Source organism: Vulcaniibacterium tengchongense (genome assembly GCF_003814555.1).
GTDB classification, from domain to species: Bacteria; Pseudomonadota; Gammaproteobacteria; order Xanthomonadales; family Xanthomonadaceae; genus Vulcaniibacterium; species Vulcaniibacterium tengchongense.
In genome coordinates this window covers 1,097,061-1,118,983 of record NZ_RKQN01000001.1, presented here as the reverse complement: position 1 = coordinate 1,118,983, position 21,923 = coordinate 1,097,061, and the positions used below count along the sequence as shown (strand labels likewise).

The 21,923-nt window shown below is 71.9% G+C and carries 23 protein-coding genes; 9 read left to right on the top strand and 14 right to left on the bottom strand.

Annotated elements, in window-relative coordinates; genetic code table 11:
• Positions 1–55: 55 nt before the first annotated feature.
• Complete coding sequence (locus EDC50_RS05005) at positions 56–1,924, bottom strand: ABC transporter ATP-binding protein (RefSeq protein ID WP_123769327.1); 1,869 nt, start codon at positions 1,922–1,924, stop codon at positions 56–58.
• Between the two features lie 161 nt (positions 1,925–2,085).
• Between EDC50_RS05005 and EDC50_RS05000 the strand changes: the two genes are divergently transcribed.
• On the top strand, positions 2,086–2,694 hold the full coding sequence (locus EDC50_RS05000) for an outer membrane protein (protein WP_158635704.1): 609 nt from the start codon (positions 2,086–2,088) through the stop codon (positions 2,692–2,694).
• A gap of 75 nt (positions 2,695–2,769) precedes the next feature.
• On the opposite strand, the gene EDC50_RS16310 is transcribed toward EDC50_RS05000, so the two are convergent.
• The 5 genes from EDC50_RS16310 to EDC50_RS04975 all read right to left on the bottom strand — a co-directional run bounded on the left by EDC50_RS16310 (position 2,770) and on the right by EDC50_RS04975 (position 6,389).
• Positions 2,770–3,345, bottom strand: coding sequence for a BON domain-containing protein (locus EDC50_RS16310; RefSeq protein WP_158635703.1), 576 nt, complete (start codon positions 3,343–3,345; stop codon positions 2,770–2,772).
• 227 nt (positions 3,346–3,572) lie between these two features.
• Positions 3,573–4,376, bottom strand: a complete 804-nt coding sequence (gene xth / locus EDC50_RS04990) for an exodeoxyribonuclease III (protein ID WP_123769324.1) — start codon at positions 4,374–4,376, stop codon at positions 3,573–3,575.
• A 90-nt stretch (positions 4,377–4,466) separates the two neighbouring features.
• Complete coding sequence (locus tag EDC50_RS04985) at positions 4,467–4,913, bottom strand: carboxymuconolactone decarboxylase family protein (RefSeq protein WP_123769323.1); 447 nt, start codon at positions 4,911–4,913, stop codon at positions 4,467–4,469.
• 65 nt (positions 4,914–4,978) lie between these two features.
• Positions 4,979–5,446: a carboxymuconolactone decarboxylase family protein gene (locus tag EDC50_RS04980; protein ID WP_123769322.1), complete on the bottom strand. Its 468-nt coding sequence runs from the start codon at positions 5,444–5,446 to the stop codon at positions 4,979–4,981.
• 82 nt (positions 5,447–5,528) lie between these two features.
• Positions 5,529–6,389: an RNA polymerase sigma-70 factor gene (locus EDC50_RS04975; RefSeq protein WP_123769321.1), complete on the bottom strand. Its 861-nt coding sequence runs from the start codon at positions 6,387–6,389 to the stop codon at positions 5,529–5,531.
• Positions 6,390–6,496: 107 nt separating this feature from the next.
• Between EDC50_RS04975 and EDC50_RS04970 the strand changes: the two genes are divergently transcribed.
• Positions 6,497–8,035, top strand: coding sequence for a fumarate hydratase (locus tag EDC50_RS04970; protein ID WP_123769645.1), 1,539 nt, complete (start codon positions 6,497–6,499; stop codon positions 8,033–8,035).
• 126 nt (positions 8,036–8,161) lie between these two features.
• On the opposite strand, the gene EDC50_RS04965 is transcribed toward EDC50_RS04970, so the two are convergent.
• The 4 genes from EDC50_RS04965 to EDC50_RS04950 form a co-directional block, all read right to left on the bottom strand.
• Entirely contained in the window at positions 8,162–9,121 is a 960-nt protein-coding gene (locus tag EDC50_RS04965) for a patatin-like phospholipase family protein (RefSeq protein ID WP_158635702.1), read from the bottom strand.
• A 308-nt stretch (positions 9,122–9,429) separates the two neighbouring features.
• On the bottom strand, positions 9,430–10,566 hold the full coding sequence (locus EDC50_RS04960) for a phospholipase A (protein ID WP_123769319.1): 1,137 nt from the start codon (positions 10,564–10,566) through the stop codon (positions 9,430–9,432).
• Positions 10,563–11,852: a mechanosensitive ion channel family protein gene (locus tag EDC50_RS04955; protein ID WP_158635701.1), complete on the bottom strand. Its 1,290-nt coding sequence runs from the start codon at positions 11,850–11,852 to the stop codon at positions 10,563–10,565. The genes EDC50_RS04960 and EDC50_RS04955 overlap by 4 nt, the downstream gene beginning before the upstream one ends.
• A 103-nt stretch (positions 11,853–11,955) precedes the next feature.
• On the bottom strand, positions 11,956–12,441 hold the full coding sequence (locus tag EDC50_RS04950) for a DUF456 domain-containing protein (RefSeq protein ID WP_123769317.1): 486 nt from the start codon (positions 12,439–12,441) through the stop codon (positions 11,956–11,958).
• A gap of 221 nt (positions 12,442–12,662) precedes the next feature.
• On the opposite strand from EDC50_RS04950, the gene EDC50_RS04945 reads away from it, so the two are divergent.
• Entirely contained in the window at positions 12,663–12,872 is a 210-nt protein-coding gene (locus EDC50_RS04945; RefSeq protein WP_123769316.1) for a cold-shock protein, read from the top strand.
• A gap of 101 nt (positions 12,873–12,973) precedes the next feature.
• Here EDC50_RS04945 and EDC50_RS04940 read toward each other — a convergent pair whose 3' ends face one another.
• Positions 12,974–13,444 carry a glycine zipper 2TM domain-containing protein gene (locus tag EDC50_RS04940; protein WP_123769315.1) on the bottom strand — a complete coding sequence of 157 codons (471 nt, stop codon included), beginning with the start codon at positions 13,442–13,444 and terminating at the stop codon, positions 12,974–12,976.
• Between the two features lie 130 nt (positions 13,445–13,574).
• Complete coding sequence (locus EDC50_RS04935; protein WP_123769314.1) at positions 13,575–14,009, bottom strand: hypothetical protein; 435 nt, start codon at positions 14,007–14,009, stop codon at positions 13,575–13,577.
• 112 nt (positions 14,010–14,121) lie between these two features.
• Between EDC50_RS04935 and EDC50_RS04930 the strand changes: the two genes are divergently transcribed.
• Positions 14,122–14,922, top strand: coding sequence for a tRNA threonylcarbamoyladenosine dehydratase (locus EDC50_RS04930; RefSeq protein ID WP_123769644.1), 801 nt, complete (start codon positions 14,122–14,124; stop codon positions 14,920–14,922).
• Positions 14,923–14,929: 7 nt separating this feature from the next.
• Here the strand turns inward: EDC50_RS04930 and EDC50_RS04925 are convergent, their stop codons facing one another.
• Positions 14,930–15,697, bottom strand: coding sequence for a TatD family hydrolase (locus tag EDC50_RS04925; RefSeq protein ID WP_199742090.1), 768 nt, complete (start codon positions 15,695–15,697; stop codon positions 14,930–14,932).
• A gap of 3 nt (positions 15,698–15,700) precedes the next feature.
• A complete protein-coding gene (locus EDC50_RS04920; RefSeq protein ID WP_123769313.1) occupies positions 15,701–15,910 on the bottom strand; it encodes a DUF6116 family protein in 210 nt (69 codons plus the stop codon).
• 164 nt (positions 15,911–16,074) lie between these two features.
• On the opposite strand from EDC50_RS04920, the gene EDC50_RS04915 reads away from it, so the two are divergent.
• The 5 genes from EDC50_RS04915 (at position 16,075) to EDC50_RS04895 (ending at position 21,865) form a co-directional block, all read left to right on the top strand.
• Positions 16,075–16,887, top strand: coding sequence for a glycine zipper 2TM domain-containing protein (locus tag EDC50_RS04915; RefSeq protein WP_277872349.1), 813 nt, complete (start codon positions 16,075–16,077; stop codon positions 16,885–16,887).
• Positions 16,888–17,130: 243 nt separating this feature from the next.
• Positions 17,131–18,294 carry an acyl-CoA dehydrogenase family protein gene (locus EDC50_RS04910; RefSeq protein ID WP_123769312.1) on the top strand — a complete coding sequence of 388 codons (1,164 nt, stop codon included), beginning with the start codon at positions 17,131–17,133 and terminating at the stop codon, positions 18,292–18,294.
• Positions 18,295–18,389: 95 nt separating this feature from the next.
• Positions 18,390–18,944, top strand: coding sequence for a GNAT family N-acetyltransferase (locus tag EDC50_RS04905; protein ID WP_123769311.1), 555 nt, complete (start codon positions 18,390–18,392; stop codon positions 18,942–18,944).
• Complete coding sequence (locus tag EDC50_RS04900) at positions 18,941–19,582, top strand: glutathione S-transferase family protein (RefSeq protein ID WP_123769310.1); 642 nt, start codon at positions 18,941–18,943, stop codon at positions 19,580–19,582. Before EDC50_RS04905 ends, EDC50_RS04900 begins: the two co-directional genes overlap by 4 nt.
• Before the next feature lie 9 nt (positions 19,583–19,591).
• Positions 19,592–21,865: a thiamine pyrophosphate-dependent enzyme gene (locus EDC50_RS04895; protein ID WP_123769309.1), complete on the top strand. Its 2,274-nt coding sequence runs from the start codon at positions 19,592–19,594 to the stop codon at positions 21,863–21,865.
• Positions 21,866–21,923: the final 58 nt, after the last annotated feature.

Here is a 21,923-nt window from a genome sequence, read left to right as displayed (position 1 = left end):
GCGCGACGCGGGCGCGACCGCCGCGGCGGCGCCCTCCGGCCGCGGAGGGGAGGCCTCAGCGATAGCCCGCCGCCTGCAGCTCGAACAGTTCGGCGTAGCGCCCGCCCTGGGCCAGCAGCTGTTCGTGCGTGCCGCTGGCCTCCAGCCGGCCCTCGGCGAGCACCAGGATGCGGTCGGCCATGCGCACGCTGCCGAAGCGGTGCGAGATCAACACCGCGGTCTTGCCGCGCGAGAGCTCCTTGAAGCGCTGGAACACCTCGAACTCGCTGCGCGCGTCCAGCGCCGCGGTCGGCTCGTCGAGGATCATCACCTGCGCGTCGCGCATGTAGGCGCGGGCGATCGCGATCTTCTGCCATTGCCCGCCGGACAGGTCGACGCCGTTCCTGAAACGGCGGCCGATCACCTGGTCGTAGCCCAGCGGCAGGCCCGCGACGAGGCCGTCGGCGCCGGCGCGGCGCGCGGCCTCGCGGATGCGCGCGGCGTCGTCCATCGCCTCGATCCGGCCGACGCCGATGTTCTCGCCCACGGTCAGGTGGTAGCGGACGAAGTCCTGGAAGATCACGCCGATGTTGCCGCGCAGGTCGTCGAGGTCGTACTCGCGCAGGTCGCGGCCGTCGAGCAGGATGCGGCCCTCGTCCGGGTCGTACAGCCGCGCCAGCAGCTTGACCAGGGTGGTCTTGCCGGCGCCGTTCTCGCCGACCAGGGCCAGCACCTCGCCCGCGCGCAGCTCGAAATCGAGACCGCGCAGGGCCCAGCGTTCCGCGTCGGGGTAGCGGAAGCCGACGTTCTCGAACGCGAAGCCGCGCGCGATCGGCCGCGGCACCGGGCGTGCGTCCGGCGGCGAGGCGATCTGCGGCTTCAGCTCGAAGAACGAGAACAGGTCGTCTAGGTAGAGCGCCTGGCCGGCGACCTGCGAGAAGCCGACCAGCAGCCCCTCCAGCAACTGCCGCAAGCGCAGGAAGCTGCCGGCGAGGAAGGTGAGGTCGCCGATGCTGAAGTCGCCGCGGACTGTGCGCCAGGCGATGTAGGCGTAGGCGACGTAGTAGCCCAGCGTGCCCAGCGCGGCCAGCAGCGTGCCCCACAGCGCGCGCCGGCGCGCCAGCGCCCGGTTGGCGCGGTAGAAGCGCTCGGCCAGTTCACGATAGCGCGCGATCAGGAAGCGGTGGAGGTTGAAGATCTTCACTTCCTTCGCCGTCTCCACGCTCGCGCCCATCTGCCGCACGTATTCCAGCTGGCGCCGCTCCGGGGTCCAGGCGAAGTTGAGCGAATAGCCCAGCGCGTTGAAGTGCGCCTCGCCGACGAAGGCCGGCACCAGCGCCAGCGCCAGCAGCGCGATCAGCCACGGCGCGTAGATCAGCAGCCCGGCGGCGAAGCCGGCCACGGTGATGCTGTCCTGCACCTGGCCGAACAGCTGGCTCATCAGGTTGAGGCGGCTCATGGTCTGGCGGCGGGCGCGGTCGAGCCTGTCCTGCAGGTCCGGATTCTCGAAGTCCTCCAGGTCGAGCGTGGCCGCATGCTCCATCAACCGCACGCTGGTGGCGTTGGCGAACAGTTCCGAGAGCAGGCCGTCGCCGTAGGCGACCAGGCGGCCGAGCAGGTCCGAGCCGATCGCCAGCCCCAGTTCGAGCAGCAGCAGCGCCGCCAGCGTGTCGAGCTGCCCGCTGCGCCAGGCGGCCGCGAGCGAATCGAATCCGCCGGTGGCGACCAGGCGCACCGCCTCGTCGATGATCAGCTTGCCGACGTAGAGCGTGGCGATCGGCAGGAACGCGCGCACCAGGCGCAGGCCCAGCGTGGCCAGGGTCAGGCCCGGGCTCGCGGTCCAGATCTGGCGCAGGAACGGCGGCAGGTTGCGCAGCGCGTCGAAGCGCTGGCGCAGGCTGAGCGGGGCGCGGCCGTCGGAGGCGGGCGAATGCGCGGGGGGCATGCCGGCATTGTGCCTGGATCGGACCCGGCGCTCCGAAGGGCCGGCACGGGGGGATTTTCGGAAAAGTTGCATGGAGGAACGAAATTTTTACCGCGACACTGCCCGCCCGTCGCCGGACCCGGGCCGGCGTTGAACGTTTCCATCCCCCAGGAGAACGCGTTTTGAACAGGACTCTCGTCGCCGCCCTCGGCCTCGCCTTGATCGCCGCTCCGGCGGTCTCCTCCGCCGCCGAGTCCGACAGCGGCTTCTTCGCTGCCGTCCATGGCGGCATTTCCTCCAACGAAATCAAAGTCCCGGACGAGGGGCTGACGACCGACCGTCGCGACAGCGCCTATGCGGTGCGTGCCGGCTATCGCTGGGGCGGCGCGCTCAACTACGGCGTCGAGGCCGGCTACGCCGATCTGGGCAGCTCGTCGGTTTCCGCGGCCGACCACGCCGGCACGTTGGGCTGGAAGGCCCATGGCGTGACCGTCGGCGGCAACCTGCAGTACGACTTCGGCGGCAGCAACTGGTTCGCCGGGATCCGCGGCGGCTGGTTCCGCGCGGACAACGAGCTGACCGCGTCGCTGGGCGGGGCGTCCCGCCGCCTCGGCACCCACAACAACGAAGGCTGGTACGCCGGCGCCGGCGTCGGCTACAAGATCACCGAAAACCTGCGCGCGGGCCTGGCGTACGACAACTACGACAACCGCCTGAAGATCGAAGAGGCGGGCGTCAAGCAGAACTTCAACACCGAGATGTACTCGGCGTTCTTCGAGTACAAGTTCTGAGCCTCGGGTCCGGGCACCGGAAGCAGCGACGGCCGCGCGAGCGGCCGTCGTTTTTTCCGCGCTCCGATCGCGCCCTCAGCCCTCGCGGGGCCTCGGACGGCCGCGGCGCTGCGCATCGCGCAGAGCGTCGTCGACATCGTCGCGCTGGTCGAAGGCCGAGCTGGAGAAGCCGCTGCCCTGCTGGTCGTGGCCGCTGCGCACCGCGCGCCCCGGTGGTCCGCCGGCGCGGTCGCCGCGGTCGACGGTGAGGTGGTTGTGGATCTCGCGCACGCCGCGCACGCGGCTGGCGACTTCCTCGGCGAGGTATTTCATCCGCCGGCTCGGCACCTCGCCGGTCAGGATCACGGTGGCGTCCTCGACCGCGACCAGGATCTCGTGCGCGTCGATCTCCGGATCGTCGGCCAGGCGCTGGTTCAGCTCGTCGTAGATGCGGTCGTCGGGGCGGAACGCGTCGCGCGGGCCGCGTCCGCGTTGGCTCGGGCGCGCGTCGCGCCGCGGCGCGGGTTCGCGGAAGTCGCCCCAGCCGCCGAGCTCGCCCGGCGTGCCGAACGCGTCCTCGTCGCCCGGGCGCTGGCCCCAGGCGCGATCGGTGACCGACGGCAGGCCGTGGTAGCGGGACTGTCGCGGATGGGGTTCGGTTCGTCTGCTCACCTTGGCGTCTCCTCCGGTCGGGCGAGGACATGCTGGGGAGCGCAGGGTTAGCGGCGCGGCAAGAGCGCGTGAGGAGAGCTTGAAACCCCAGCGCAGTTCGCGGTTCGACCCGAACGGAGCGCAGGTGCCGGGGCGGGAGCCGCATCCCGCCGTTGCCGGGTTCGATGGCCGCCGTCGCGCCGCGTGTGCCGCCTGCGCGGATGGCCCCGGCCGGAAGCAGGGCCGCCTCACTTCGCCGTGCGCCGCCGCGTCCGCCGCGCCGCGCCGAGCTGCACCCAGGCCGGCGCGTGGTCGCTCGGCCGCGGTTCGCCGCGCACCCAGCGGTCCACGCCCGCCGTCTCCAGGCGCTGGGCCAATGGCGCGCTCAGCAGCAGGTGATCGATGCGCAGGCCGGCGTCGCGTTCCCAGCGGTTGCGGAAATAGTCCCAGAACGTGTAGACGCGGCGGTCGCCGAACGCCTGGCGCAGCGAATCGGTCCAGCCCTGGTCCAGCAGGCGCCGGTAGCGTTCGCGGCTTTCCGGCTGCAGCAGCGCGTCCTTGCGCCAGGAACGCGGGTCGTAGATGTCCTCGTCGGTCGGCACCACGTTGTAGTCGCCGGCCAGCACCACCGGCGCGCCGCTGTCCCACAGGCGCTGCGCGTGCGCGATCAGGCGGTCGAACCAGGCCAGCTTGTAGTCGAACTTGGGGCCCGGCTGCGGGTTGCCGTTGGGCAGGTACAGGCAGCCGACCAGCACGCCGCCGACCTCGGCCTCGAGGTAGCGGCTCTGCGCGTCGCCAGGGTCGCCCGGCAGCCCGCGCCGCACCTCCACCGGTTGCGCGTCGCGGGCGAGGATGGCGACGCCGTTCCAGGCCTTCTGCCCGTGCCAGACCACGCCGTAGCCGGCCGCCTCGATCGCCTGCCGCGGAAACGCCTCGTGCGCCGCCTTCAGTTCCTGCAGGCAGGCCACATCCGGGCGCTCGCGCCCGAGCCAGGCCAGCACCGCGGGCAGGCGCGTGTTGATGCCGTTGACGTTGAACGTGGCGATCTTCATCGGCGGCGCGAAGGGCGGACGCGAGCGACCCTAGCATGCGCCGCCGTGAAGGCGTCGCCGTCGCGACGCGCGGCGGCGCGGGCTGCCGGATCAGGCGGCCGGCAGCGGCTTGCGCAGGCCGACGCTGAGCATGTTGAAGGCGCGGATCGTGCCGACGGCGAAGGCCAGCTCGGACACTTCGCGCTCGTCGAAGTGCGCGCGCACGGCCTCGAGCGCGTGTTCCGGCAGCGGCCGCGCGCCGAGCGCGTTCAGCGCCTCGGCCCAGGCCAGCGCGGCGCGCTCGCGCGCGTCGAACAGCGGGCTTTCGCGCCAGCCGGGCAGGGTGTCGAGCGTGCGCTGGTCGACGCCGGCCTTGCGCAACGACGTGGAGTGCAGGTCCATGCAGAACACGCAGCCGTTGATCTGCGACAGGCGCAGGAACAGCAGTTCGAGCAGGCGCTGGCCGAGCCCGCCCTTGTGCAGCTGGTGGCTCAGCCTGAGCAGCTGCTGGTAGGCCTCGGGGGCGTGCTTCGGGTATTCGATGTGGGGATGGGACATGGCGATCGGGTTCGGATGAGGGGCGCGGCGGCCGGGCGGGAGCGCCCGGCGCTTCGCGGAGGCGGTCAGGCGGCGTCCGCGGCGGCTTCGAACGGGGTTTCCGGCAGCGGCTGGCGCAGGCCGACGTTGAGCACGTTCCAGGCGCGGATCGCGCCGACGGCGAAGGTCAGCTCGGAGACTTCGCGCTCGTCGAAATGCGCGCGCACCGCCTCCAGCGCGTTCTCCTCCAGCGGCCCGGCATCCAGCGCGTTGAGCGCCTCGGCCCAGGCCAGCGCGGCGCGCTCGCGCGCGTCGAACAGCGGGCTTTCGCGCCAGCCGGGCAGGGTGTCGAGCTTGCGCTGGTCCACGCCGGCCTTGCGCAGCGCGTGGGCGTGCATGTCCAGGCAGAACACGCAGCCGTTGATCTGCGACACGCGCAGGAACACCAGCTCGAGCAGGTTCGGGTCGAGCACGCCCTTGTGCAGCCGGTCGCTCAGCTCGAGCAGATGCCGGAACGCTTCGGGCGCGTGCTTCGTGTAGTCGATGCGGTTCATGGTCGTCTTCTCGCGTTTGCGGCCGCCATCGGCCGGGTACGCGAGGAGGACGGGCGAGGGCGCCGCGGCGTGACAGCGCCGCTCAGGCCAGGCCGCGCAGCTTGTCGGGGTTCATCACCGAGAGCACTTCGACGATGCGGTCGTCCTCGATCGTCACCGTGGTGATCGAATGCAGGCGGCCGTCCAGCCAGCGCAGGATCGCCGGCTCGCCGTTGACCCGGCCGAGCCGCCATTCGGCCTTCGGCCCGGGCCGGCGGGCCACGGCCCAGTACAGCCGGGCGATGCGTTCGGCGCCAAACAGCGGCCGCCGCGCGGCCACCGCCTTGCCGCCGCCGTCCGACACCAGCCGCGCGTTGTCGGCGAGCAGTGCGGCGATGGCGTCGCGGTCGCCGGCGCGCGCGGCGTGCATGAAGCGCTCCAGCAGGCGGCGATGGCGGTCGGGCTCGACCGCGAAGCGCGGCCGCTCCGCCTGCAGGCGCAGGCGCGCGCGGTGCACCATCTGCCGGCAGTTGGCCTCGCTGTGGCCGAGCAGCTCGGCGATCTGCGCGTAGTCGTAGTCGAACGCCTCCTTGAGCAGGAAGGCCGCGCGCTCCTCCGGCCCGAGCCGCTCCAGCAGGGCGAGGAAGGCCAGCGAGACCTGCTGGGCGATCTCGGCGCCGCGCTCGGGGCCGGGCGCCTCGTCGACTTCCAGCGGTTCGGGCAGCCACGGGCCGGTGTAGGTCTCGCGCTCGTGGCGGACCCGACGCAGGCGGTCGATCCCCAGCCGGGTCGCGGCGGTGACCAGCCAGGCCTCGGGGTCGCGGATCTCGGCCGGGTCGGCCTGGCGCCAGCGCAGCCAGGCGTCCTGGACCACGTCCTCGGCGTCGCTGCGGCTGCCCAGCAGCCGGTAGGCCAGCGCGAACAGGCGCGGGCGGTGGGTCTCGAACAGGGGGTCGGTCGTCATGCGGCCAGGACGGACGAGGGGGGCAAAGTGTGACAGGGCCTTAGGCCGGACGGGCGGGCTAAAATGGCGGCCTCGCTCCGCTACCCCTTCGGCAGCCCGTGACCGTCCTGACGCCCGTCTCCCACGTCCCCGCCGCGATCAAGCAGGAAGACCTGATCCAGTCGATCGCCGACGCCCTGCAGTACATCAGCTACTACCATCCGGTCGACTACATCCGGAACCTCGCCGCCGCCTACGAGCGCGAGCAGTCGCCGGCGGCCAGGGACGCGATGGCGCAGATCCTGATCAACTCGCGCATGTGCGCCGAGGGCCGCCGCCCGATCTGCCAGGACACCGGCATCGTCACCGTGTTCCTGAAGATCGGCATGAGCGTGCGCTGGGACGACGCCACGATGGGCGTGGAGGACATGGTCAACGAAGGCGTGCGCCGCGCCTACAACCATCCGGACAACAAGCTGCGCGCCTCGGTGCTGGCCGACCCGGCCGGCAAGCGCCGGAACACCCGCGACAACACCCCGGCGGTGGTCAACGTGTCGGTGGTGCCGGGCAACACGGTGGAGGTGATCGTCGCCGCCAAGGGCGGCGGCTCGGAGGCCAAGAGCAAGTTCGCCATGCTCAACCCGTCCGATTCGATCGTCGACTGGGTGCTCAAGACCGTGCCGACCATGGGCGCCGGCTGGTGCCCGCCGGGCATGCTCGGCATCGGCATCGGCGGCACCGCGGAGAAGGCGATGCTGCTGGCCAAGGAAGCGCTGATGGAGCCGATCGACATCACCGAGCTGCAGGCGCGCGGCCCGTCCAGCCGCATCGAGGAGCTGCGCCTGGAGCTGTACGAGAAGGTCAACGCGCTCGGCATCGGCGCGCAGGGCCTGGGCGGGCTGACCACGGTGCTCGACGTCAAGATCAAGGACTATCCGACCCACGCGGCGAACCTGCCGGTGGCGATGATCCCGAACTGCGCCGCCACCCGTCACGCGCACTTCACGCTCGACGGCAGCGGGCCGGTGATGCTCGATCCGCCGTCGCTGGAGGACTGGCCGCAGCTCACCTACGACGCGTCCAAGGGCCGCCGCGTCGATCTCGACACGATCACGAAGGAAGAAGTCGCCTCGTGGAAGCCCGGCGAAGTGCTGCTGCTCAACGGCAGGCTGCTGACCGGCCGCGACGCCGCGCACAAGCGCATGGTCGACATGCTCGACCGCGGCGAGCCGCTGCCGGTGGACCTGCGCGGGCGCTTCATCTACTACGTCGGCCCGGTCGATCCGGTGCGCGACGAGGTCGTCGGCCCCGCCGGCCCGACCACGGCCACGCGCATGGACAAGTTCACCGAGCAGGTGCTGGCGCAGACCGGCCTGCTCGGCATGGTCGGCAAGGCCGAGCGCGGCCCGGCCGCGATCGAGGCGATCCGCAAGCACCGCTCGGCCTACCTGGTGGCGGTCGGCGGCGCCGCCTACCTGGTGTCCAAGGCGATCAAGGCCGCGCGCGTGGTCGCGTTCGAGGACCTGGGCATGGAGGCGATCTACGAGTTCGAGGTCAAGGACATGCCGGTGACCGTCGCCGTCGACTCCAGCGGCGAGTCGGTGCACCAGACCGGCCCGCGCCAGTGGCAGGCGAAGATCGGCAAGATCCCGGTGGTCGTCGCCTGATCCCGTCTCGGGACGCGCCGCTCGCGGCGGCGGCGCGAGGCGCAAGGCCGCCGCCTTGCCGGAGCGGCCCTGAAGGGCGCCCAGGAGCATCCAAGGCGTGCCGGGGGGCTTCGGTCGCGGCGCCGGTCAGAGCCGCTCCGCCAGCCGCGCCAGCATCTCCTGCGTCGCCGGCGCCGTCAGGTAGTCGCTGGCCAGCGCCTCCAGCGCGGCGACGTTGGTGGCGCTGACGTCGTCCAGGTCGTCCAGGCCGGTCAGCAGTTCGGTCTGCATGCGGAAGTAGCCGTCGCCGACCAGCTGGCGGACGATGTAGTCGACCGAGTCGGTATTGCCGTCGAACAGCACGTCGATGATCGGCACCGCCCATTCCAGCGCGCCCCACGACTGGGCCGAGCGCAGGTCGATCGGGCGGTTGCGCTCGCCGGTGCCGACCGACAGCACCAGCAGCCCGCGCGGGTCCTGCAGCGCCGCGTTCTTGCGCAGGGCTTCGGCCACCGCGCAGGCGGTCGGGTTGTTGGCGACCACGCCGCCGTCGATCAACGCGCAAAGCCGGCCTTCCACGATCATGCCGTGCGCAGGGAAATAGGTCGGCGCGGCGGTGGAGGCGCGGCAGATTTCCCAGATCGGCAGCCCGGCGTGCTCGGGCTTGAAGCTCTTGAACACCACCGGGGTGCGCGCGACCGTGTCGTAGCTGGTGATCAGCAGCGGCACCCTGGCCTGGCCGAGCGTGGCGTCGCCGAACACGTGCCGCAGCACTTCGTCCATCCCTTGGCCGTCGTAGCGCGGCGCCGAGATGCCCTGGTCGATCAGTCGCCCGGCGCGCGACCACAGCCGCTCCGCCAGGCCGGGAAAGATGCGGTGGCGCTGGGCCCGGAACAGCTCGCCGATCTGCCGCGGCGACAGGCCGATGCCGAGCCCGCAGGCGATCAGCGCGCCGGTCGAGCTGCCGGCGACCAGGTCGAAGCGTTCCAGCAGGGCGCCGGACTTGCCGGCGCGCGCCAGCGCGTCCTCGACCCCGGCCAGCCACAGGCAACTGACCAGGCCGCGGATGCCGCCTCCGTCCAGCGAGAGGATGCGCCGCCATTTCATCGGGCCGGATCTCCAGGGTCGGGGCCGCGCGGGCCGATGCCGAGATGATGCCCGCGGCGCGTCGCCCGGACCAAGACGCCGCGCCCGGACCGGCATGCCGCCCGCGGCGCGGCGGACGGAAAGCGAAAGCGGCCACGCGCCCGCCCGACGCCACCGGCGCGACCGCCAACGCCGCCTCGGCCGCGACCCGCCAATCCATCCGGCGTCCGGCGCCTGCGCCAGGCCGGGCAGCGGGGTCGCCCCGTAGCGGAGGCGCCGGCGGCGCGCGACGACGGCCCGGCGCGGCCATGCAGCGCATCGGCCGCCGCTCAGTACCATTCCAGCAGCGAGATGCCCAGGCCGATGTAGGTCGCGCGGTGGTTGTAGTCGATCAGGCTCTCGCCATAGCCGTCGAAGATCTGCAGGTGCCCGCGCAGGTTGCTGCGGATCGGGAAGCCCCAGTCGAACTGCACCGCGCCGTGCGAGCGGTCGCCGCCGCGCAGCGAGTGCCGCGCCATCAGCGCGAACTCGTGGCCGTCGCGCCGGTACACCAGGGTGGCGTCGCCGCGGCCGACGTAGTCCTCGATGTCCGGGTTGTCGTCGTCGTTGCCGTCGGAGATGCGCCACCACGGCCGCAGCATCAGCGCCCAGTTCTCCCGGTCCAGGCCGACCATGCCGATCACGCGGTTCCAGCTGCGCGAGAGCGGGTCGGCGCGGCCGTTGGACTGGTGGTTGATGCCGATGCCCGCCAGCCGCCCGCGCCAGCCGCCGAGGCCGTAGTTGTTGCGGAACACCAGCATCGCTTCCGGCTCGTAGTTGGTCTCGCGGAACGGACGCGAGGTTTCCGGGGTGTAGACCTGCCAGCGCGAGCTCTGGGTGTAGGCCAGCCACAGATCGCCGTTGTCGCCGAACAGGTTCTCCGCCGCCTTGGTCTTGAAGCTGAGCTGGAACTTGGATTCCAGCGCGTCGACCTCCAGCGGCTCGGTCACCGTGTTGCGCGGGTTGGGCGAGTGCGGGGTCTGGTTGACGCGGCTGCTCCAGAACGCCGGGAACAGGTACACCGGCTTGTAGGCGCGGAAATTGAACACGCCCAGCTTGGAGTCGCGGGCCAGCTCCCAGCGGCTGTCCAGCAGCGAACCGCGGCCGGCGTTGGCGATCGCCGTGGCGAGCGGGTCCTCGTGCGGGTACAGCTCGCCGCCGTCGGTCGCGGGCGTGACCGCGGCCGGCGCCACCTGTTCGGCGATCTGCAGGTTCTCGCGGATCGCCCGGGCTTCCTTCGCCGCGATGTCGGCCCGGCGGGTATCGCGGGCGCCGCGGCCGAGGGCGGCGTCGTAGCACGCCAGGCGGTCGGCGTCGTGGTCGATGGAGACGCAGGCCTCGGGCGTGGCCGGCTGCTGCGCGAGCAGCGGGGCGGCGGAGAGCGACAGGGCCAGCGCGGCGAACAGGCGGTGGGGGCGTCGGTTCATCGCTCGATGTTAGCCGCTTTCGGTTGCAACAGGTTCCGCTCGCCGTGGGCGCGGCGCTCGGCCGCGAGCTGCGCGTCGATGTCGTGGTTGACCGAGGTGTCGGCGCTGCCGGCACGCTCCGGCGGCGGCGTTTCCGCCTGCGCCGCGAGGTCCTGGAACGCGGCCTTGACCGCGCGGATCGATTCGCTGCGCGCCTTCGCCAGGTCGTTGCGGCGCTGGTCGACCCAGCCGAAGAAGCGCAGCACGATGCGGTCGGCGGCGTATTCGTCGATTTGCCAGGACGGGGCCGGGTCGGCGAGCACGCCGGGCACGCGGGCGATCGCGGCCAGCGCGCGTTCCTGCGCCTCGTGGACCGAACGGTCGAGCGGCACGCCGACGGCGAAATCGAAGCGCCGGTGCGGGTTCTGCGTGTAGTTGAGCACCACCGACTTGAACACCAGCGCGTTGGGCAGCGCGAGCTGGTTGCCGTCCAGGGTCATCAGCACGGTCACCCGCGAGGTCAGTGCCACCACTTTGCCCTCGCGGTTCTCGATCTGCACGTGGTCGCCGGGCGAGAACGGCTGGCGCAGGCCGAGCAGCACGCCGGCGACGTAGTTCTCGGCGATGTCCTTGAACGCGAAGCCCAGCGCCAGCCCGAGCACGCCGGCCGAGCCGAGCGCCGCGCCGACCAGAGTGGTGGCGCCGAGCAGGTCCAGCGCCAGCAGGATGCCGGTGAACACGATCGCCCATTGCGCGAGGCGGCCGACCAGGCTGTCCAGGTAGGGGTTGCGGTGGCGCAGATGGCGCAGGCGCACGCGCCCGCCGACCCGCCGCCCCAGCCACGCCGCCAGCAGCACCACCGCGAGCGCGACCACCAGCAGCGGCAGCGCCGCGACCAGCCGCAGCAACTTTTCGCCGACCAGGCGCAGGGCGGCATCCAGGCGGTCGTCGAGGCGGGTGCTGACGCGGATCCGGTTCTCGACCGCGCGCACGCCGGCCTGCTGCGCGGCGGCCTGTTCGGCGGCCTCGCGCCGGGCCGCGTCCAGCACCTCGCCCTCGAGCCGGGCGACGCCGCCGTGGGCGGTGGCGGTGACCCGCTCCAGGCCCTCGATCTCCCGCAGCCTGGCGTTGACCTGGGCGCTCAGCGCGAGGTCCGCGCGCTCGGATGCGGTGGCATCGGCCGCGGGCGCCGGCGGTGCGGCCGCCACGGACCCGGCCGCCAGCGCCAGCGCGAGCAGCGCGGCCGGCAGGATGCCGCGGAATGGAATGGCCGCCCGCGCGTCTCGCGCCGCTGTCGGCCCGGGCATCGGCACCTCCATCGAGTCGGTCGGATCGTCGCACTCTCGCCCGCGGCGGACGAATGCCTCGTGAAACCGCCGTAGCCGCGCCGCGGCGAACGCAACGGCCGTCTCAGATCAGCCACGCCAGCGCGAACAGCCCCAGCATCGCGAACGCCAGCCCGAGCTTGAGCACCGTGCCGAGCACGATTCCCAGCCATGTGCCCAGGCCGACCTTGGCCGCGAGACGGATCTGCCGGCTGTGGACCAGTTCGCCGGCCAGCGCACCGACGAACGGCCCGGCGAACAGCCCGACCGGCCCGAAGAACAGCCCGGCGAAGGTGCCGAGCACCGCGCCGGCCAAGGCCAGCCGGCTGGCGCCGACGCGCTTGGCGCCGAGCGCGGTGGCGAGGAAATCCACGCCCAGCGACAGCAGCGTCAGCAACCCGAGCCCGAGCAGGGTCCAGCCGCCGACCTGCTGGAAATCCCCGGCCCAGGCCGCCAGCAGCATGCCGGCGAACACCAGCGGCAGCCCGGGCAGCGCCGGCAGCACGGTGCCGGCGATCCCCAGCAGAATCAATATCGCCGCGATCAGGTAATAAATGGCCTGCAGATCCATGGTTTCTTGGCCGAGTCGGAGCGCCGACTTTACCCGATTGCATTTTGTTTCCGCCCGGGGTACCGTGCGGTCGCTGCGTTTGCCAGGGTCACCGTGAATCGTGGCCCGATGCGGTTGATCCACCGATCGCTACATCGTTGCACCTCGCTTCCTCCTTGCAACCAGCACGCGACCGCGGTCGCGTTTTCGACCAGAAAAAACGTTCCAGGGAGCAAGTTAAAATGTCAGAGCGTGAAACGGGCACCGTGAAGTGGTTCAACGACGCCAAGGGTTTCGGCTTCATCAGCCGCGAGAACGGCGAGGACGTGTTCGTGCACTTCCGCGCGATCCAGACCCAGGGCTTCAAGAGCCTGAAGGAAGGCCAGAAGGTCTCCTTCACCGTGGTACAGGGCCAGAAGGGCCTGCAGGCCGACGCCGTCCAGCCGCTGTAAGCGCCAAGGCTGCGCCGTCCAAGGAAAAACCCGGCTCGCGCCGGGTTTTTCTTTGCCGTCGCGGCGGCATCGGTGCGTGCCGTGCCGCCGCGGTCGGTAGGTCACTGCGCCCAGGCGCGGCCGTCGTACACGCGCACGTACGAGCCCTCGCGGATGCCGCCCAGGTCGCTCTGGGTGACCACCGTGGTGCGGCCGTCGTTCATCCGCACGTACACGTTGTAGCCGGTGCTGACGCGCTTCTGGATCGCGTTGCCGGCGATCGCGCCGCCCACGGCGCCGGCCGCGGTGGCGGTGTTCTGCCGGCCTTCGCTGTCGGTCTGGTGCTTGGCGATCTCGCGCGCGGCGGCGGCGCCGACCAAGCCGCCGAGCACCGCGCCGGTGGCGCTGGGGGCGTTGCGGGTCTGGACCTGTTCGATCCGGGTCACGGTGCCGCAGTCGTAGCAGGCGCTGCCGCTGCCGTAGCCTGGCGAGCCGCCGTAGCTCGGCCCGTAGCCGGGCGAAGTGGCGCAGCCGGCGAGCAGGATCGCGGCGAGCGCGCCGGCACCGAGCAGACGTGGATTCGGGGTGTTCATCGGAATCTCCTGCGTTGGGAGGGCGGGGCCGGCGCGGCCGCCGGCTCCGTGGCCCCACGCTAGGCAGCGCGCGGTGAACCGGCGATCAATGGCGCACGGCGGCGCTTCGCCGCCGTTCAGCCCGGCGCGCTCAGCGGTAGTCCTGGTGGCAGCCCTTGCAGCTCTCGCCGATCGTCCCGGCCAGGGTGCCGACGGCGGCGCAGTTGAGCGGCGGGTTCGCCAGCGCGTCGTCCAGCGTCGCGCGCATGCGGCTGGCGTGGCCCACGAAGCGCGGGTCGTCGCGCAGGTCCGGGAACGCCGCCTCGATGTCGTCCGCCATCAGCCGCAGCGTGCGCAGGTCGGGCAGCACGTCGGTGGCGGCGCAGCGGTTCTGCTCGACCTTCTGCCGCAGGCGATCGAAGTGCCACTGCTGCACGTGCATCACGCCTTCGTGGAAGTGGTCCTGGCGCGCCTGGATCGCGCGCATCGCCATCACCGTGGCGACGGCGCCCACCACCAGGCCGAGCAGGAACAGGAACAGATACTTCGATGCGTTGCCGCTGCGGGCGGGCTGGGTGTCGCTCATGGCGCCTGGCCTCCTTCCATGTCGTAATCGCGCGGCACCATAACATGGTCCTCGCGCCGCGGCCGAGAGCCGGGGCGCGCTCGCCTACAATGCGCGGATGAGCGAAACCTCCCTGGACCCGGCCTGGCGCGAACGCTTCGCCGGCATCGATCGTCTGTACGGCCGCGGCGCGGTCGCGCGCCTGGCCGCGTGCCGGGTGGCGGTGGTCGGGCTGGGCGGCGTCGGCTCGTGGGTGGCGGAGGCGCTGGCGCGCAGCGGCGTCGGCCATCTCACCCTGATCGACGCCGACGACCTGTGCGTGTCCAACACCAACCGCCAGTTGCCGGCGCTGGCCGGGCAGTACGGCCGCGCCAAGGTCGAGGCGATGGCCGAGCGCTGCCGCGCGATCAACCCGCAGATCATGGCCGAGACGGTGCCGAGCTTCGTCACCCCGTCCAACCTCGAGGCGATGCTGGACCGCGGCTTCGACCTGGCGATCGACGCCTGCGACAGCTTCCGCAGCAAGGTCGAGATGGCCGCCTGGTGCCGCCGGCGCAAGCTGCCGCTGCTGATGGTCGGTTCGGCCGGCGGCCGCACCGACCCGACCCAGGTGCGGGTGCGCGACCTGTCGCGCACCGAGCACGACGCCCTGCTCGCATTGGTGCGCAAGAAGCTGCGCGCGGAGTTCGGCTTTCCCAGGAACCCGGATCGCTACTTCGGCATTCCGGCGATCTATTCGCTGGAGAACGTCAAGTACCCGCAGCCGGACGGCAGCGTCTGCGGCGTGCGGCCGCAGCTCGGCGCCGACGCGGCGCTGAAGCTCGACTGCGGCGTCGGCCTGGGGGCCGCGACCCACGTCACCGGCACGTTCGCGTTCGCCGCCGGCGGCAAGGCGCTGGAACTGCTGCTCAAGCGCAAGGCCGCAGCGGCATAGGCCCGGTTCACGGCGGCGGCAACGCGAACAGCCGTTCGGCATTGGCGCTCGTCGCCGCGGCCAGCGCCTCGCGATCCATGCCGCGCAGCGCGGCGATGGTGTCGAGCACCCGCGGCAGCCGCGCCGGTTCGTTGCGCTGGCCGCGGATGTCCGCGTCCGGCTGGTCCGGCGCGTCGGTCTCCAGCAGCAGCCACTCCAACGGCATCTTCGCCGCCAGCCGGCGCAGCCGCTGCGCGCGCTCGTAGGTGACGGGGCCGCCGAGGCCGAGCAGGAAGCCCTCGCGCCACAATTGCCGCGCCTGCTCCTCGCTGCCGGAGAAGCTGTGCACCACGCCGCGCAGCCCGCCGACCTTGCGGATCGCGGCGATGGTCGCGTCGACCGCGCGCCGCGCATGCACGATCACCGGCAGCCCGTACTCGCGCGCCAGGCGCAGCTGCGCCTCGAAGAAGCGCATCTGCCGCGCGCGATCGAGATCCTCGACGAAATAGTCCAGGCCGCACTCGCCGAGCGCGCACGGCCGCTCGCGCTCGATCCACTCGCGCAGCGCCCGCAGATGCTCGTCCCGGTGCGCCGACAGGAACAACGGGTGCAGGCCGTAGGCCGGATGCAGGCCCGGCGCGCCGGCGCAGACCGCGCGCAGCTTGGGCCAGCCGGCCGCGTCGATCGCCGGGACGATCTGGCGCGCCACGCCGGCGGCGCGCGCCCGCGCGATCACCTCGTCGCGGTCGCGGTCGAACTCGCCGGCGTCGAGATGGCAGTGGCTGTCGACCAGCATGGCTCAGCGCGAGGAGCCATCGTCCAGCGGCTTGCGCTTCTTCCAGTTGGCCAGCACCAGGGTGCCGAGGCCGAGCAGCAGTTCGTCGGCGAACGGAATCAGGTCCGGGACCACCAGGTCGACGAGGAACAGCAGGCCGGTGAGCAGGAACAGGCGCGGAAAGCTGAGCCGTCCGAGAAAGCCCAGCAGGGGAGCGGTCAAGGGATGGGGCATGGCGGTCGGCTCGGAAGACGGTGGCGGGGACGCTAGCATGGCCTTCGACCGCGTTCACGGTCGCGACAGATTGTCGTTAAAAAATCGGCAGCCATTCAGCATTTCGGTGGTCGAATGGCGCCATCCAAGACAACCGCGGGATGGTCCCGCCGCAGAGGCCCCGTATGAACAAGAACATGCTTGCCGTGGCTTTGGCTTCGCTGCTGGTCGGCGGCGTCGCCGTGGCGGCTTTCAACAGCTTCCGCAGCAGTGGCGCCGGCACCCCGGCGAGCGCCGATGCGGGCCTGGTGCCGGGCGCGGGCCCGGGCGACGTCGCCGCGGACGGCGCGATCGGCGGCAACAAGCTCGAGTACGCGGAAGTGACCGGCGTCAAGCCGATCACCAAGCAGGAGCCGCTGTACGCGACCGTGCTCGGCACCGAGCCGATCCGCGAGACCAGCACGGTATCCACGCCGCGCGAGGTCTGCGAGGACGTGGTGGTGCAGGAGCGCATGCCCGAGCGCGACGGCAACGTCGGCGGCACCGTGGCCGGCGCGCTGATCGGCGGCCTGGTCGGCAACCAGATCGGCGGCGGCAGCGGCCGCAAGGTCGCCACCGCGGCGGGCGCAGTGGCCGGCGGCTACATCGGCAACCGGGTCGACCGCAACCACGTCGGCGGCCAGGTGGTGAACCGCACCGAGCGCCAGTGCCGCACCGTGTCCAACACCTCGCAGTCCAGCCGCGTGGTCGCTTACAACGTGACCTACCGCAACCCGGACGGCACCACCGGCACGATGCGTACCGAGAGCAAGCCGGGCACCCGCATCCTGCTGGGCCAGGAGGACAAGGTGGTGGGCTACGACGTGACCTACCGCTACAACGGCGCCGAGCAGACCGTGCGCATGGACGAGCGCCCGGTCGGCGACCGCCTGCCGGTGATCGACGGCCAGGTCGTGACCCAGACCGCGGCCGCCGCCGCCGGCACGGACCGCGGCTGATCCTCGCCGCATAGCGCACCCCGACGGGGCCGGAGCGATCCGGCCCCGTCGCGTTTTGGCCGGTCCATCGCACCGCGCCCGCCGCCGGGCGGTCGCGCGCAAGCGCTCCGCGCGCTCCGGTGCCTCTGCCGGGCTTCCGGGTTCCCATGCCGCTCCGGTCCCGCGCCGCGCGCGGGCGGGGCGCGGCTTACCCGGCCTTCCGCCGCCGATTACAATGGCGCCTTTACTCATCGCGAGCGCGCCATGGCCCTGCACCCGTACGACCTCTACGACGTCCGCTCCCAGCTCAGCGAAGAGGAGCGCGCGGTGCAGGATGCGGTGGCGCGCTTCACCGACGAGCGCGTGTTGCCGATCATCGGCGACGCGTTCGACCAGGGCCGCTTCCCGAAGGAGCTGGTCGGCGAAATCGCCGAGCTCGGCCTGCTCGGCGCGACCCTGCCGGAGGACTACGGCTGCGCCGGGCTCAACGCGGTCAGCTACGGCCTGATCTGCCAGGAGCTGGAGCGCGGCGACAGCGGCCTGCGCAGCTTCGTCAGCGTGCAGTCGTCCCTGTGCATGTACCCGATCCACGCCTACGGCAGCGAGGAGCAGCGCCGGCGCTGGCTGCCGGACATGGCCGCGGGCAAGGTCATCGGCTGCTTCGGCCTGACCGAACCGCACGGCGGTTCCGACCCGGCGAACATGAAGACCTTCGCGAAGAAGGACGGCGGCGACTGGGTGATCAACGGCGGCAAGATGTGGATCACCAACGGCAACCTGGCCGACATCGCCGTGGTCTGGGCGCAGACCGACGAGGGCATCCAGGGCTTCGTGGTCGAGAAGGGCATGCCCGGCTTCGCCGCGCAGGAGATCAAGCACAAGATGAGCCTGCGCGCTTCGGTCACCAGCGCGCTGTTCTTCGACAACGTGCGGGTGCCCGAGGCCAATCGCCTGCCGAACGTGAAGGGCCTCAAGGGGCCGCTGGGCTGCCTGACCCAGGCCCGCTACGGCATCGCCTGGGGCCCGATCGGCGCGGCGATCGCCTGCCTGGACGAGGCGTTGAACTACTCCAAGGAGCGCATGCTGTTCGGCCGCCCGGTGGCGGCGACGCAGAGCGCGCAGATCAAGCTGGCCGACATGGCCCGGCGCATCACCCTGGCGCAGTTGCTGTCGCTGCAGCTGGGGCGGCTGAAGGACGCGGGCAAGATGCAGCCGCAGCAGGTTTCGCTGGCGAAGTGGAACAACTGCCGCATGGCGATCGACATCGCGCGCGAGTGCCGCGACCTGCTCGGCGGCGCCGGCATCACCACCGAGCACGCCGCGATCCGGCATGCGCTGAACCTCGAGTCGGTGATCACCTACGAGGGCACCGAGACCGTGCACCAGCTGGTGATCGGGCGCGAGCTGACCGGCATCAACGCGTTCTGACCCGCCGCCGTCCCCTGCACGCGGGGGACGGGCAGGGAAGGGCGCCGCGGCATCGCGCCATTCCGCCTTCCGAACCGACCATCGCGGAGCGCCCCGTGTCCGTCCCCGACGTCCAACTCGAAACCCCGCGCCTGATCCTGCGCCCGCCGCGGCGCGAGGACTTCGACGCCTGGGCGGCGTTCATGGCCGATGCCGAGCGCACCCGCTACATCGGCGGCGCGCAGCCGCGGCCGGTCGCCTGGCGCGGTTTCGCCTCGATGGTCGGTGCCTGGGTGCTGCAGGGCTATGCGATGTTCTCGGTGATCGAGAAGGCCAGCGGCCGCTGGGTCGGCCGGGTCGGCCCGTGGCAGCCCGAGGGCTGGCCGGGGCCGGAGGTCGGCTGGAGCCTGGTCGCGCAGGCGGGCGGCAAGGGCTACGCCACCGAGGCGGCGACCGCCGCGATCGACTGGGCCTTCGACGCGCTGGACTGGCGCGAAGTCATCCACACCATCGATCCGGCGAACGAGCCGTCCAAGGCGGTCGCGCGCCGGCTGGGTTCGGGCTTCGTGCGCACGGGGCGGCTGCCGCCGCCGTTCGATTCCAGCGAGGTGGAAGTCTGGGGCCAGCCGCGCGAGGCCTGGCTCGCGCGCCGTCGCGAGGCGCGCGCATGATCACCGTCTACGGTTATTCCCCCTCGGGCAACTGCCACAAGCTGCGCCTGGCGCTGACCCAGCTCGGCCGCGGCTACCGCTGGGTCGAGGTCGACAGCAGCGCCGGCGAGACCCGCACGCCGGCGTATCTGGCGAAGAATCCGAACGGCAAGGTGCCGATCGTCGAGCTCGGGGACGGCCGCGTGCTGGCCGAGTCGAACGCGATCCTGTGCTGGCTGGCCGAGGGCACGCCGCTGTGGCCGGACGATGCCTGGCAGCGCGCCCAGGCGCTGAGCTGGCTGTTCTTCGAGCAGTACAGCCACGAGCCGTACATCGCCGTGGCGCGTTTCGTCCGCGGCTGGACGCCGCCGGGCTCGCCGCGCCGCGCCGAGCTGCCGCGGTTGCGCGAACGCGGCCACCAGGCGCTGGCGGTGATGGAGCGGCACCTGCGGTCGAACCCGTGGTTCACCGGCGCGGACTACGGCGTCGCCGACATCGCCCTGTCCGCGTACACCGCCGTGGCCGGCGAGGGCGGGTTCGAGCTGGCTCCCTATCCGGCGCTGCGCGACTGGCTCGAGCGGGTCGCGCGCACGCCCGGCTACGTGCCGATGCCCGCGCCGCCCGCCGAGGCCGCCGCGCGCCTGGCCCTGCCCGACTGAGAACGAACCATGTCCGCGATTCCGAACCCCATTCCCGCCCGGATGAAGGGCGTCAACCGCGCCGAGATCTGCGACCAGAACTTCGTCGAGTTCGTCAAGGCCTGGAGCGGCCGGGCCGGCGCGCGGCCCGCGCCGCGACAGCCGATCCTCGCCGGCAGCGCGCTCGACGCGCAGGGTTTCCGCGAACTGTTCGAGTCGCAGCTGATCAGCCGCCACCTCGACCTGATGGCGCGCGTGCTGCGCGTGCAGAACAAGGTCTTCTACACCATCGGTTCCAGCGGCCACGAAGGCAACGCGATGGTCGCGCGGGTGACCCGCCACACCGACCCGGCCTTCCTGCATTACCGTTCCGGCGGCTTCATGGCCGAGCGCTTCCGCAAGCTGCCGGGCATGGACCCGATCATGGACTCGGCGCTGAGCTTCGCCGCCAGCAGCGAGGACCCGGCTTCCGGAGGCCGGCACAAGGTCTGGGGCAGCAAGCCGCTGTGGGTGCTGCCGCAGACCTCGACCATCGCCTCGCACCTGCCCAAGGCGCTGGGCACGGCGGTGGCCATCGAGACCGCGCGGCGCCTCGGCCGGGCGCTGCCGGTGCCGGAGGACAGCATCGCGATCTGCTCCTTCGGCGACGCCTCGGCCAACCACGCGACCGCGCAGACCGCGTTCAACGCCGCCGCCTGGACCGCGTACCAGAAGCTGCCGGCGCCGGTGCTGTTCGTCTGCGAGGACAACGGCATCGGCATCTCGGTGAAGACGCCGGACGGCTGGATCGGCCAGCGCTTCCGCAACATGGCCGGGCTCGACTACTTCCACGCCGACGGACTGGACCTGGCCGCCGGCTACGCCGAGGTGCAGCGCGCGGTCGAGCACTGCCGCCGCACCCGTCGGCCGACCTTCCTGCACCTGCGCACGACCCGGATCATGGGCCACGCCGGCACCGACTTCGAGATCGAATGGCGCTCGATCGAGGAGCTGTGCGCGGTGGAGGCCACCGACCCGTTGCTGCGCTCGGCGGCGATCGCGCTGGAATCGGGCCTGATGTCCCGGGACGAGGTCCTCGCGCTGTACGAGGACACCCGCAAGAAGTGCTTCGCCGCCGCCGAGGAGGCGGACCGCCGGCCCAAGCTGTCGACCCTGGCCGAGGTGGTCGCGCCGCTGGCGCCGTACACGCCGGACCGGGTGCGCGCCGAGGCCGAGCGCGCGGATCACGCGGAGCGTCGCCTCGAGGTCTTCGGCGGCGAGGGCAAGCTGCCGGAGAACCAGCCGCCGCGGCACCTGGCGATCCAGATCAACAACGCCCTGCACGACCTGTTCGCCAAGTACCCCGAGGCGCTGCTGTTCGGCGAGGACGTGGCGCAGAAGGGCGGCGTGTACACGGTCACCAAGGGGCTGCACAAGGCCTTCGGCCCGCGCCGGGTGTTCAACACCCTGCTCGACGAGACCATGATCCTGGGCCTGGCGCAGGGCTTCGCCAACATGGGCCTGCTGCCGATCCCGGAGATCCAGTACCTGGCCTATTTCCACAACGCCTGCGACCAGATCCGAGGCGAGGCCTGCTCGCTGCAGTTCTTCAGCAACGACCAGTACCGCAACCCGATGGTGGTGCGCATCGCCGGCCTGGGGTACCAGCGCGGCTTCGGCGGGCATTTCCACAACGACAATTCGATCACCGCGCTGCGCGACATCCCCGGCCTGGTGGTCGGTTGCCCCTCGCGCGGCGACGACGCGGCGACGATGCTGCGCACGCTGGCCGCGCTGGCCAAGGTCGACGGCCGGGTGAGCGTCTTCCTCGAGCCGATCGCGCTGTACATGGCCAAGGACCTGTACGAGAACGGCGACGGCCAGTGGCTGTTCCCGTACCCGCCGCCCGGCGAGGCGATGCCGCTGGGCGAGGGGCGCGTGTACGGCGAAGGCCACGACGACCTGGTGATCTTCACCTACGGCAACGGCGTGCCGATGAGCCTGCGCGCGGCGCGTGAGATCGAGGCCCGGCGGGGCTGGAAGGTGCGCGTGGTCGACCTGCGCTGGCTGGTGCCGCTCAACGAGGCCTACATCGTCGAGCAGGCGCGCAGCGCCAAGCGGCTGCTGATCGTCGACGAAGGCCGGCACAGCGCCGGCGTGGGCGAGGGCGTGATCACCGCGATCGCCGAAGGCGGCTACGGCGCGCGGCCGCTCCAGCGCGTGGTCGGCGCCGACACCTACACGCCGCTGGCGGGCGCCGCATTCCTGGTGATTCCGTCCGAGGCCGACATCGTCGCGGCAGCGGAGAGGCTGGCCCAGCGATGAGGTCGGCGCTTGCGCCGGCGGCCGGAACGGGCGAAGGTCGCCGGCAGCGCGGCCGCGC

What these genes read in the sequence shown, in the direction of transcription:
- EDC50_RS04940 (WP_123769315.1), bottom strand. Translation starts at nt 13,444, where the DNA reads ATGAACACCCCGAATCCACGTCTGCTCGGTGCCGGCGCGCTCGCCGCG.
- EDC50_RS04980 (WP_123769322.1), bottom strand. Translation starts at nt 5,446, where the DNA reads ATGAACCGCATCGACTACACGAAGCACGCGCCCGAAGCGTTCCGGCAT.
- EDC50_RS04915 (WP_277872349.1), top strand. Translation starts at nt 16,075, where the DNA reads ATGAACAAGAACATGCTTGCCGTGGCTTTGGCTTCGCTGCTGGTCGGC.
- xth (WP_123769324.1), bottom strand. Translation starts at nt 4,376, where the DNA reads ATGAAGATCGCCACGTTCAACGTCAACGGCATCAACACGCGCCTGCCC.
- EDC50_RS04895 (WP_123769309.1), top strand. Translation starts at nt 19,592, where the DNA reads ATGTCCGCGATTCCGAACCCCATTCCCGCCCGGATGAAGGGCGTCAAC.
- EDC50_RS04900 (WP_123769310.1), top strand. Translation starts at nt 18,941, where the DNA reads ATGATCACCGTCTACGGTTATTCCCCCTCGGGCAACTGCCACAAGCTG.
- EDC50_RS04960 (WP_123769319.1), bottom strand. Translation starts at nt 10,566, where the DNA reads ATGAACCGACGCCCCCACCGCCTGTTCGCCGCGCTGGCCCTGTCGCTC.
- EDC50_RS04985 (WP_123769323.1), bottom strand. Translation starts at nt 4,913, where the DNA reads ATGTCCCATCCCCACATCGAATACCCGAAGCACGCCCCCGAGGCCTAC.
- EDC50_RS04950 (WP_123769317.1), bottom strand. Translation starts at nt 12,441, where the DNA reads ATGGATCTGCAGGCCATTTATTACCTGATCGCGGCGATATTGATTCTG.
- EDC50_RS04925 (WP_199742090.1), bottom strand. Translation starts at nt 15,697, where the DNA reads ATGCTGGTCGACAGCCACTGCCATCTCGACGCCGGCGAGTTCGACCGC.
- EDC50_RS04910 (WP_123769312.1), top strand. Translation starts at nt 17,131, where the DNA reads ATGGCCCTGCACCCGTACGACCTCTACGACGTCCGCTCCCAGCTCAGC.
- EDC50_RS04955 (WP_158635701.1), bottom strand. Translation starts at nt 11,852, where the DNA reads ATGCCCGGGCCGACAGCGGCGCGAGACGCGCGGGCGGCCATTCCATTC.
- EDC50_RS04975 (WP_123769321.1), bottom strand. Translation starts at nt 6,389, where the DNA reads ATGACGACCGACCCCCTGTTCGAGACCCACCGCCCGCGCCTGTTCGCG.
- EDC50_RS04945 (WP_123769316.1), top strand. Translation starts at nt 12,663, where the DNA reads ATGTCAGAGCGTGAAACGGGCACCGTGAAGTGGTTCAACGACGCCAAG.
- EDC50_RS04935 (WP_123769314.1), bottom strand. Translation starts at nt 14,009, where the DNA reads ATGAGCGACACCCAGCCCGCCCGCAGCGGCAACGCATCGAAGTATCTG.
- EDC50_RS05005 (WP_123769327.1), bottom strand. Translation starts at nt 1,924, where the DNA reads ATGCCCCCCGCGCATTCGCCCGCCTCCGACGGCCGCGCCCCGCTCAGC.
- EDC50_RS04920 (WP_123769313.1), bottom strand. Translation starts at nt 15,910, where the DNA reads ATGCCCCATCCCTTGACCGCTCCCCTGCTGGGCTTTCTCGGACGGCTC.
- EDC50_RS04965 (WP_158635702.1), bottom strand. Translation starts at nt 9,121, where the DNA reads ATGAAATGGCGGCGCATCCTCTCGCTGGACGGAGGCGGCATCCGCGGC.